This is a genomic window from Proteiniborus ethanoligenes, from assembly GCF_900107485.1.
In the GTDB taxonomy this organism is placed as follows: domain Bacteria; phylum Bacillota; class Clostridia; order Tissierellales; family Proteiniboraceae; genus Proteiniborus; species Proteiniborus ethanoligenes.
In genome coordinates this window covers 38,032-50,615 of sequence record NZ_FNQE01000005.1, presented here as the reverse complement: position 1 = coordinate 50,615, position 12,584 = coordinate 38,032, and the positions used below count along the sequence as shown (strand labels likewise).

At 35.9% G+C, this 12,584-nt stretch carries 4 protein-coding genes; 3 read left to right on the top strand and 1 reads right to left on the bottom strand.

Annotated features, from left to right (window positions below; genetic code table 11):
* Nucleotides 1-42: 42 nt before the first annotated feature.
* Entirely contained in the window at nucleotides 43-1,578 is a 1,536-nt protein-coding gene (locus BLV37_RS03270; protein ID WP_091727222.1) for a hypothetical protein, read from the bottom strand.
* A 340-nt stretch (nucleotides 1,579-1,918) separates the two neighbouring features.
* On the opposite strand from BLV37_RS03270, the gene BLV37_RS03265 reads away from it, so the two are divergent.
* The 3 genes from BLV37_RS03265 to BLV37_RS03255 are packed head-to-tail and all read left to right on the top strand — an operon-like array spanning nucleotide 1,919 to nucleotide 12,564.
* Nucleotides 1,919-8,299, top strand: a complete 6,381-nt coding sequence (locus BLV37_RS03265; RefSeq protein ID WP_091727219.1) for an IPT/TIG domain-containing protein — start codon at nucleotides 1,919-1,921, stop codon at nucleotides 8,297-8,299.
* A gap of 10 nt (nucleotides 8,300-8,309) precedes the next feature.
* The gene (locus tag BLV37_RS03260; protein ID WP_091727216.1) at nucleotides 8,310-11,048 is read left to right on the top strand and encodes an S-layer homology domain-containing protein; all 2,739 of its coding nucleotides are present in this window, start codon (nucleotides 8,310-8,312) and stop codon (nucleotides 11,046-11,048) included.
* 16 nt (nucleotides 11,049-11,064) lie between these two features.
* A complete protein-coding gene (locus BLV37_RS03255) occupies nucleotides 11,065-12,564 on the top strand; it encodes an S-layer homology domain-containing protein (RefSeq protein WP_091727214.1) in 1,500 nt (499 codons plus the stop codon).
* The last annotated feature ends 20 nt before the right edge of the window (nucleotides 12,565-12,584 follow it).

Genomic DNA, 12,584 nt, shown 5'->3' with positions numbered 1-12,584 from the left:
CAGTTTAATTATATCAAAGTTAACATGAGAATTTCATTTCATTTATATTACAAAATAGTTGTCTCCTAATATATAAATTAAAAGACTTCCATCTGAATGATAAATAATATAACAATTAAAAAGCCAGTGTCCTTTACCATCCTTTAAAGATTCACATATAATGCTGGTGATAGCTTCATCATCTATCCTTATAGCTGCTGTAGCAGTATTTAAATCAAATATGGTAATTTTACCTTTAGGCATAGTAACTTCATCGTCATATGGCTCCACATTATAATCCTTAGAATCTTTATCCTCTGGAATCTGTGGGGCAGTAGGAATCGGAGGAATATCTGGTATTATTGGCACTACAGGTACTTCGGGCTCCTCAATAATCCCAGGCTCTTCTGGTGCAACAGGCTCTTCACCATCTACAGGTTCTGTTGGGGCTTCTGGCTCTTCTTGCTCAGGAGGATTTTCAGGGTGTTCTGGGTCTTTATCCTTAGGATCCTCTGGTTCAGTAGGAATATCTTCTTCTGGTTCACTAGGCTCCGTAGGAGTTTTTGGATCATCTTCCTCTGGCACATCTGGTTCCTTAGGCTCCTCAGTTTCATCAGAACCACCCCCACCGTATCCTGGCGTAGAAGGAGTATCATTAAAGACAGTAAAAGCCTCATCACAAGCCCATCTATCACATACTATAGAATTCCTAATGGAAGGAGAAGGGCCATCAGGACTTCCCCACCAGTTATTATTAGCATCTAGCTTTGTATCATCATGAGTATAAATGATTACTCCACTAGAAGGGAATTTATTATATGAAAGCACAATATCACTAGAGGAATATGAGTCAATGAGAGCGTTGTTACCTACAAAATTATTATTACTTACATTTATCCTTCCATAGCTGTATTTTTCTATTTTAATACCTCTTTGTTCAAATATAGAATTAGATATATCTATATTTGCACCACTATTTTTAATAATTATAGAATCTCTCACAAAATTACAATTATTAAAAAGGATATTTCCGTTGACGGGAGTATTTAAAATAACTTTTGGTGATATACCATCAAAGATGCATTTATCAAAGCTGATATTTAAATTACTGCTATTAGCTGGGGAATTAATTATAATGGGTTGTCCATATTTAAGATATATGTTCTTAAGAGAAAGGTTAGAGGTGTTGCTTTCTATTAGCTTTTTAGATGTGACCGATTGAATATATAGGTTTTCTATTTGGAGTGAATAGGGTTCCTTTACCATTATAAATGGAATATTGTTCTCTAGCTTGCAAGTAATCCTAGGTATATTGCTGCCAGAGGGAATACCTATTATTTTAATATTTTTATTCACAACAATATCCTCAAAATAATAAGACTGATGATAGTATTTAACATAAATAGTACCACCATCATTCACAGCATTTAGGCCATCTTTTAAAGTTTTATAATCGCCAACATAAGGACTTACATAAACCACATCCTTACCACCTGATGCAGAATAACTCACATCATTAGAAGTAAAATTTAAGACTAGGATATAAAAAACTGATATTATAAGTAAAATAAATATTTTCCTTAAACCTGCCAATTTCACTTAAATACCCCCATTTATAATATATTAATATCCTGTGTGACTCTTCTTGTTTTTTACTTGATATCTATAGACTACCAAAAATTCAGACTATTTTGAACACTTTGTCGAAGAAAAGTTTAAAAAATAACAAAGAATTTTTAGGCTTTTGGTATTGCAGGAAAAAAGAATAATATGTTGAATAATAAAAGAATACAGCGAAAATGATTAGCTCTTAGTTGTTAGTTCTTAGTTTCTAGCTCTTAGCTAACAACTAACAACTATTGTAATCATATTGTAATTTAACTGTAAGACTTATTTTGTCGATAATATACATAGGATATATTTCTAGGAGGGAAAATTTATGAAAAGATTTTTATCTATATTTTTGTCAATTATGATGCTAATTACATTTATTCCTATAGATAGTTTAACAGCATTTGCAGCAGATGATGTAATAATCACTGGGCTAGAACCTAACAAGGTTTCAGCTAATAATGGTGGTGTTGTAAAGATAATAGGTAGTGGATTTGGAACTAAAAAATCAGATATAGCAGTAAAGGTTTTTGTTGGTGGAGTTTTAAAGCCAATAGGTCCTGACATGATATTATCGGTAAATAACACACAAATAAGCGTAATGGTTCCAGATAATGGTGGCAATTCAGGAAAGGCACAGCTAATAGTAGATAGGACAGATGTAGGTTCAGACATAGCGGGATTTGATTATGTGCCAGACCCAGAAATAACAAAAATAGTAACTAATACAGAAGTAACCATAAATAGAAATGCTAATGGAAATATTATCCAAAATCCTGATGGAACAACAGGCACAAAGGCAACCTTTCTCGAAATATTTGGCAATAACATAAATCTTTCAGGAGCAAACGAAATAGAAAGTGGAGTAGACCTACAGGGAGAATACACAACACAAGGAACAGTAGTAGAACAAAGACCTGGATATATAAAAGTAAAGCTTCCAGAAAATTTTGAGTTCAACAAGGAATATGAAATAACTATACGGAACAAATATGGTGGAGAAGCAAGATATCCTAAAAATCCAGCAGATCCAAAACCAAATATAAATCTTGCAAAGCACGACATAACTCAGCTCTCAACCTTAAGGGTAAACATAGGAGATAAGCTAGGCATACAAGGAACTAAATTTCCTGAATGGGATACAAATACATCGCTTAATAACCTAAAGGTCTATATAGTCAATCCTAGTGGCGAAAATGAAGCTAGTATATTTACTGGCACTACTCCAAGCGAGGGGCAAATAGATATAGAAGTACCACAGGTAACTACATCAGGCTATCAAAAAATAAAGGTAGTAGATACTTCAAACTCCTTAAACCATACAGCAGTTACATTTATAGATAGACTTCAAGTATTGCCGACACCAGGCTACTTTGAAGTAAAAGCAGTATCACCAAATGCAGGACCTAAAAATGGAGGTACAGAGGTAAGATTAATAGGTACAGGTCTTAACCCAGGTATGAAAATTAAATTTGGGGATAGATATGCAACAGGAGTGGAGCTAGATACGGAAATGTCAGTAGGGAATACTACAGTTCTCAAGGCAATAACACCATCATCTAATACAATAGGGCCAGTTACAGTAACCGTAGAGAACCCTATAGATAATGGCATGAGGCAGTTTCAAGGTCTATTTAGATACACAGAAGTAGAAAACTCCTTGGTGCTCATAGATTTAAATCCGACAGAAGGCTTTGAATCAGGAGGGGAAAGAGTAACACTTACAGGGCTTAATTTTCAAAGGACTATAAAAGACAATACAGGCAAAACAGTATCAGAAGAAGATAGTTTTACTATATTAGATGAACCAAGAAAAAATGGAGAGATTGAAAAAAACAGAGTTTTACAACTTAAAAAAGATACTGTAAAAAGCTTTATAGTTCCAGGTACAAACAATACAACAGATGTAGAAAGAATCCGTGAAATAAGAGTTTACTTTGGAGGAGAAAAAGCAGAGATATTACCCATAAAAGTAGATGATGGTAGTTTTGTAGCCACAAATATAAACCCAGATACAGGCCAGCAGGGTATGATAGTATTAACACCGCAAATTGCACTAGATCCAAGAACAAACACACCAGTAGACGTAGTTATTGAGATAATTACAAAATATAAAGGCATTAAATCTGGTGATGAGTACGAGGGCAAAATAGTAGATGGATTTACAGAAAAAGCCATATCATCTAGAAAATACATCTACAAGCCAGTACCAAGTGCACCAGAGCTAGAAGTAGTACACAATGAAAAATTCGAAGGTATACCACTCATAGACGATAAAACTCCTATGGCAAAGGGACCAGCAGGAAGCACAGTTTATATTTATGGTCTGGATTTTAGACCAGACGCCAAGGTATACTTTTTCAAAGAAACAAACAAGCCATTAAATGAGTATTTAGTAGCCAGAAATCAAGGACAGGTTATATCTGTAAGCACACTTGATTATCAGGTCAAGGGAAAGATGGCATATAGAATAGAAGTAGTAGCACCAGATATTAAGGAGCTAGGAGCCACTACAGTACTTGTTCAAAATGGAGACAAGGGTAGAACTAAAACCTTAAACGAATATTTAGCTGAAGGTGGACATAATGAGGATGAAACAAGAGTCAGACAGTTTGACTATATGAGTACTCCAGTAATAAAAGAGATAACACCAGAATTTGGTTCAACAAATACGGCGGGGAAAAATCCTCATCATCCAGTAGCTATGATAAATGGAGACATGTTTTTAGTAGATAATAAAGAGGACATCAGCGGACAGACTCAAGTCATTTACCCTACAATATATGCAGTACCTAGATCAGTTCTTACTCAAGAATTATTAGCAGATCTAGGCTCATACGAAAAATATAAGGCAAAAACTCTTGAGGTCACGGCAGAAAAAAGCGGAAAGCTAATCACCTTAGACGGAGTAAAAGATAGAGTAGGTACAAAAATTTCAGTAAGGCTTCCATCAGTAGAGCCTAGTGAAAAAGGATACAGAGATATAATCATCATAAATCCTGATGGCGGAGTAGCTAGAGCAACAGATGCCTTTGAATACATGGAACCTAAAAAACAGCCAGAGATAATATCTGTATCTCCAGACAAAGGAAGTGTAGATGGAGGACAAAAGGTAGTCATCACAGGTAAAAACCTTGACTATGATATAAGAGAAATACTCCTTACAGTTACCATAGGTGGCGAAATAGCAAAGATAGATAAAGTAGAGAGAGCAGCCTCAGGTGGAGATGTTGTCCATATTATCATTACAACTCCAAAGGGCACAGAAGGAGAAAAAATCCTCCAGGTCCTTAACAATAGAGATGGAGGAACAGGTGAAAGCACTTATACCTACACCAGAGTATCTACTAATCCTAAGATAACCACCATAGCACCTAAGCACGGAGGAGCATATACACAGGTCATCATAAAAGGAGACGACTTTGTATTGCCAAATCTTAGTGCTACAGATAGATACGAAAGAATGGGGACAAGAGTATTATTTAATGAGCATGAGCTTAATTTAATTACTACCTCAAAAGAGCTTAAGGATGGTAGTACAGTAACCTCAAGGGTTTATGTAGCAGACAAGAATACAATAATACTAACATTACCAGAGAATTTACCCTTAGGCTTAAAGGATGTAACCATAATTAACCCAGATACTACAAGAGTTACAGTAAAAAACGGATTTACATATCTAAGTCCTATTAGTGAGCCTAAAATAGATTCCATAATCCCAAATGAAGGAACTAGAGACGGAGGTACAAAGGTAGTCATCATAGGAGAGGATTTTAGAGAAAATAATATAGAAGTTTATTTTGGAGAGAAAAAAGGTATAGTTGAAAGGGTGCTAGAAGAGGAAGGACAAAAATATAAGCTTCTAGTCACTACACCAAGCTACACTGTAGATGAGAAAATAACAGACAGAGTAAAGGTACCAGTGACAGTAATCAATAGCGATGGAGGCTCTGCTACGATACAAGATGGATTTACCTTTAGAGTACCAGGCAGCTTCCCTAAAATATCAGGGTTAGATCCAAAAGAAGGCTCCACAGCAGGCTACCAAACTGTAGTTATAAGTGGAGATGATTTTAGATTTGATGACGTAAATGAAAATGGCAAGCCAGACCCAGGAGAAGCCCTTCCAAAGGTATATTTTGGATGGGAAGAGGCAGTAGATGTTCAGTATTCAAGCTATGGAACTCTTATAGTAAAGACACCACCTGGAGAAAAGGAAGGGGCAGTAGATGTTACAGTTACTAACCCAGACGCTGGTACAGTAGTTCTCAAAAATGGATTTACCTACAGAATGTCTAAGCCAACCATAACAAGTATTACACCAGATACTGTAACTAAATTTGGCGGTACAGAAGTAACCATTGTTGGAGCTGGATTTATAGAAGGCAAAGGAGTAGGAGACCAAACAGGAGAGACACCATTAGACCCAGGAGATATTACAACTCCTATTTATGGAGTAGATATAGACGTAGAGGTTATCCTAGGAAACGAAGAAGCTAGTTCTAGAATTACAGGAGGACATGGAGAAGTTATTATAGGAGATTTAAGAGTAACCTATGACAATAGAGATGCATCAAATCCAAATCTAGTAACAGTAAAATATAAAAACGAAGCTGAAAAAACATTTAAGCTAAAGCCAAGACAATCTAGAATCATAATATTACAAACAGGAGATGGAACTAAGGGTACAGAGGGTGTAAAAATAGCCTTAAAGGACAACACACTAATAGTCACTAGAAGATTAGCACCAGCAGTTAAATATGTAGATTCAAATACTTTGGTAATGACTACACCTGCTATGGATAACATAGGTACACAAAGCGTAAGGATAGTCAATAGGGATGGTGGAACAGCAAAGGGCAGCATAATCATAAAGCATCCTGACTCTAAGCCAGAGATTACAAACATAGATCCTAAAAGAGAAGTGTTTAAAGCAGATGGCTCAAATGAAGTAGACTATTATGCAATAGAATCCACCATAGATGGAGGTATTACCTTTACTATAGAAGGTAAGGACTTTAGAAAAGGTGTTAGGGTTATGATAGGGAGCCAAGAAGCAGAGATAATCTCAAAGAACAATGAAGAGACTAAGCTTATAGTCCGTGCACCAAAAGGCAGAGAGATAGATATAAACAAGCCTTTAAGGATAATAGTCATCAACGAAGACGGAGAAAGTGCTGACTCTGCACTATCAAAGATTGGAGAAGCAAAGGTACCAGCGTACTATATATATAGGGCAAAGGAAAGTAGTCCTACTATAGAAAGTGTTATACCGAACAGAGGAAGTGCAGCAGGTGGAGAAGAAATAAGGATATTAGGTAATGATTTTAGAATAGAGAATATTACAGTTCGTATAGGAGCTAGAGAAGCCACAGTAGTAATAAAAGAATCATCCTATAAAGAGCTAGTAATCATTACACCACCTAGTGATATATTAGGCCCAGTAGATGTATTTATAAGAAACGAAGGAGCATTAGGAGAGGTTATATTAGTTAATGGATTTACCTATTACTCAGTACCTACTATTACTAGCGTGACACCAAATCAAGTTCATAACACAGGAGGGCAAAAGGTAACCATAAGAGGAAATAACTTTTTACCAGGAGTAAAGGTATATATAGGAGACACTCCAGCTACGGGAGTAGAGCTAATAAATGAGCAGACATTAGAAATCATCACACCGCCAGGTGAGCTAGGACCAAAGGATGTAAGGATAGAAAATACAGACGGAGGAAAATACACGCTGGAAAATGGAATTACATATATACTACCATTACCAGAAGGTCCTACAGGCTTTGTAGCCTATCCTGGCCACGAAAGGTCAATTACTCTAAGATGGAACCAAACACCTGGCGCAGATAGATTCAAGATATTTGGCTCCACAAGATCTGGAGGAGAATATGAGTTTATAGGAGAGACTACAGAACTAGAATACATCATAAAAGACCTAAAGCCAGATACTAGATACTACTTTAGGCTATGGGCTATAAATAAATATGGAGAGTCAATAGATTATGACTATGCTTCGACTACTACCCTAAAGACTAGAAACGATGATGGTAGTGATAAATATGACCAAAAAGAAACTACAGAAACAGTTGTAAACTATTCAAACGGGTTGATTACAGTAGACCTGCCTAGCCAATACAGTAGCAGACAATATACAGTAGATCTTACAGACAATAAATACAGCAAATACGATAAAATAAAGGTAGTAGTACCATTGTCAGCAATTAGCTATAGTAGTGGAGGAGCCTATATAAATACAAATGATATTTCACTATATATACCAATGTACAATCTAATGTATAGCACCTACTACACTGCAGCAAGGAATGAAAAAGATGCAAACGTAATAATAACAGTATCAAAGCTAGATAGCACAGAAAAAGCAAGGCTGACAAAGGGCTTAACTAGAAAAGAAAAAGCTAAATCGGATGCCTATGAAGTAGACATAGCATTGCAAAAACAAAGAGAAACAAATGCTATCAAGATAACAGGTGGCATAAGCTTAAGCTTAACATTAGAAAAGGCAAGTATGAAAAAGGACAATCTTTACCTAGGAAGGTATAACTCAAGGGATAATAAGCTTGAAAAAGCATCAACTAGCATAACAGAAGCCTATGATTATAACAAACTATATTCTATATACAATATAGCAGCCTCTATTGAGGAAAATGGGAAGTTCATAGTAATATACAAGGAATAGAGGTGGGAAGATGAAAAAATATCCTTTCAAGAAAAACATAAAGGGGACATTGGCTTTAAAAGCCTGTCCCCTAGCTTTAATATTCGCGATAGTATTTACTATTGTATTTGGGAATACAGCCCTAGGACAAAGCTACGAGGATATTCCTCAGCTTCAAGGCATACAAAGCTATAAAGCACTTTATGATAATATTAGCTTTACAGACACAAAAAACCATTGGGGAGAGGACTCTATAAATAGAGCCAGTGCCTTATCTATTACAAGAGGCTTGGGTGAAAAGAGATTTAATCCTAATGGCACCATATCAAGAGAAGAAGCAATAGCCATTATTATACGCCTCATGGGAATGGAATCGGATGCACAGCTACTAGGCCAGTCTATGATAGATAATAGAGATACAGGTGGAGCTAAGATACTCCAGACAGGAGATTATTGGGGAGACGGATATATCAGACTAGCATCCAATCTAGGAATAATAACTCCAGATGAAAAAAGAGTAATAGAGACATTAACAGAAAGAGAAAGAACTACTCTAGAAGATAATCTAAGCAATAGAATGTCAGCCTATGAGGATAATGAAAGCTATACAGCGGCACAGATAAACAACATAAGAAATCAACTAAGAACTAAGCTAGAAAAATCATATACATGGAAAAAGCCTGTTTCAAGAGAGCAGGTAGCAGTATGGGTAGCAAGGGCAGAAGGACTAGTACCTATAACAGGGACAGCACAACAGATGATATATAATCTAAAGGATTGGAACGACATAAAAACTGAAAATCTTCCATTGATAGAAGGGATACTTCAAAAAGGCCTTATGAAGGGAACTGACCAAGGAAGATTTTTACCAAAGGATTCATTAACAAGGGCTCAAATGACTACAATAATAGACAATCTACACATAGGAGGCCTTGAAAGACAGGGCTACAACATAAAAACAGGAATAGTAGACAGGATAGATAAATCCACCCAGTCCATGGACGGAGCTACAAACCTTAGAACAGTATTTTTAGTAAAAAATGATGATGGTACATTTTCCGCATTGATAGCTCAAGAGTCCAACAAAGAAGAAAACTCAAGGGGATTTATAGCATATAAGGATAGAAAGCTAGGCTTTCCATCAGCAATATCCGAAAAGGACTATATAAGATACTACATTAACCCACAAGGAGAGGTAGTGCTTGTAGAAACCCTTTCCAATACCAGCATTGAAGTGGAAGGCTACTTACAGGACATAAATCATAGCAAGGACACTATAACCATAAAGGATTATTATGATAGAAGCCATAGCTTCAAAATTGCCAGTGGAGCAAATGTTACGGTAAACGGATTATATGCAAAGCTTGAAGACCTTTTATATGGTCAGGAGCTAACCTTAAAAATAGCCAATGGAAATGTAGTCTATATAGATGGTTATATAGATACTGGGGAAGAAGGCTACATCCATCCAGGAGAAAGAATAGTCATAGGAAAGGTCCTATATATAGATAGACAAAATGGCAAGATCACTCTTCTGGAGGATAATAAGCAGGGAGAATATGTAATAGATTCTTTTACTCCAGTAATTAAAAACAATTCAAATGTAGGGATAAACAGCATAAGAGAAGGAGACCTTATTAGACTAGAATTTGATGAGTATAATGGGAGTATGCCTATAAAGGCATATATAGCATATCCAGATAGGCAATTAGCCAATCTCTATAAGGCACAGATAGTAGGCTATAACCCTACTAGAAACGAAATAATCCTAGAAAAGCTCTCATACTATGACAATACTCAGTGGAAAAACAGTTCGCAGGATACAAAACTCCCACTAAGCAGTGACTCAAGCATATATATAAATGGTAGAAATATATCAAAGGAGCTTTTAAAGAGCTACTTAGGCAGAGAGGCATATATAGCCACAAATGACAATTTTGGAAAAGAAGAAGCTATGAAGGTAGTATTTAAAACAGGCTACGAAAACAAATACTACAACTCTATACAAGAAATAGCCTTTGGAGAAGGTAAGCTTAAAGTAGATTATAACGAAATGTACTTTGATGAAAGTACTATAATAATAAAAGATGGTAGACTTATACACCCATATAACCTAAAGACAGATGACAATGTATTTGTCATATCACATGGCACAGGAACACACACAGCTTCACTTATTTCCATAGAAGGCATATCAGTAGATACTGGCTTAGTAGTATATAGAGGTAGAATAGATGATATCATGCAATACGGTCTAGAGCTTTATGGCATAGATATTATAGAAGGCACAGAGAAATACACCACAAGACGTAAAACCTTTAACATAAGCGAGGATACTAAAATCATAGATACAAGAGACGATGAAGTATTAGAAGTAACAGTAGAAGCATTTACAAACAGTAGATTCCTCAAGGACAGATACAGATGGGATGAGGAAAACTATATAAGAGAATATGCATATGCAGTAGCCTATGGAGATATGGTACTAGCCATAGATATTATAGACAGAGACAAAGAAGGGCAAGTTATATCTGGAGCAAATATAAAAGATATAGATAGAATGGATGAAATCATCACTCTAAAAGACATAAGAGATTGGAATGATTTTAGAGAAAGCTGGAACATAAATAGGGCAGAGATAAACCTAGATGTAAGCGAAGCAATATTCATTAAAAATGGAAGACCTGCCACACTTAATGATATCCGAACCAGTGACAGTCTATATATTATAAGAAGAAACGACTTTGGGTATATAGTCATATGTAGATAACAAAAGGAGGCTGAAAATGAAAAAAATCCTATCCCTTGTAATCATACTAGCATTAGTATTCACAGCTATGCCTAACTATGCAATTCTAAACAACGCAGGCTTTGAAGGAGGCATACACAAAAACGAGAGAAATACTCAAAAAACTAAGGAGTATAAAGAAATGCTCTTTATAACAGGTACGCCAACACTACTTCAAGGCACTGTGGAAATAAAGGAGTCAGAAAAAAAGCTTACCTATAACTATAAGCTTTCAAGTAAAGACGGTAAAATATCAATGACTAGAAACATAGACCTAGAAAGAATAATTGATGACAATACCTATCATAGACAAAGAGTAGAAGTAAATAACATCACAAAATTCAAGGAAACCATAACTGTAAATGATGAAGATGGGAAAAAAACTTATGCCCTAACAAACTACCTGCTCCACAACTCAACCATAGGTGACAATCAGCCAGTAGCTACATATTATCAAGGAGGCTGGGGAGGCTCAAAGGAATACACCATAAATAAAACAGAAGGCAAGGTAATAGAAGAAATAACAGGAGATATTTATGGATATGATCACTATTGGGGAGGCACAGAAACTCAAAAAATCCACAAGGATATTACATTTATAACAGAAGACGAAAACTACAAAGAGATCAAACAATATGGCTATGTAGACATAGATGTATCCTTCAATAGAACAAAAAAAATGGAGTACTTCGATAATCTTCCATATCAAACAAGCTTTGACGGAGGATATACATTAACAGAGCAGGATGAAACAGTGATGAAATACTCATATACGCTACCTATCCTAAGCTCAAACAAGGCGGCAAGCAATCGCAAAAACATAGGAAGTGGAATAGAACGCTTTGAAACACTTCCGACACAGCAGAAGCTTTTCATACCTAAATTTGAAGACATAAAAGGCAATTGGGCAGAATGGGACATTAAAAGATTAGCAGGACTTCAAGTAATAGATGGGACACAGAGGTATTTTGGACCAAATCTTAATATGAAAAGAACAGACTTTGCAAAGTGGATAGTTTTAGCAATGGATTTAGCAGGAGAAGAGGAGCAGACAAGCAGAAGAACATCAAGAACACAAGAAGAAAAGCCTAATCTTTTTGCTGATATTTCAGGAGAATATCCTGACTACAAATATATCAAAGCAGTAAAAGAAAAGGAGATAATGAGTGGAGTAGGAGATAACAAATTTGCACCAGAGGGCAATCTAACAAGAGCAGAAGCCATAACCATAGTTATCAGAGCCTTAGGTCTAGAGAGACTAGCACCTAATCCACCATTTAGGACAAGGTTCATAGATGATAATCAAATACCACTTTGGGCAAAAAAAGCTATCTATGTAGCAGATCAAGTCGGTATAGCAAAAGGAAGCACAGACGGATACATACATCCAAATGAGCCAATGACAAAAGCAGAGGCTGCAGCTTTTATTAACAGATTCATAACCTATCTTCAAGAAAACATGAAAATAGATCATAGAGAAAATATAATAAACTATTAAAAAACGAAGAGTTTAGGACA

What these genes read in the sequence shown, in the direction of transcription:
- BLV37_RS03265 (WP_091727219.1), top strand. Translation starts at nt 1,919, where the DNA reads ATGAAAAGATTTTTATCTATATTTTTGTCAATTATGATGCTAATTACA.
- BLV37_RS03255 (WP_091727214.1), top strand. Translation starts at nt 11,065, where the DNA reads ATGAAAAAAATCCTATCCCTTGTAATCATACTAGCATTAGTATTCACA.
- BLV37_RS03260 (WP_091727216.1), top strand. Translation starts at nt 8,310, where the DNA reads ATGAAAAAATATCCTTTCAAGAAAAACATAAAGGGGACATTGGCTTTA.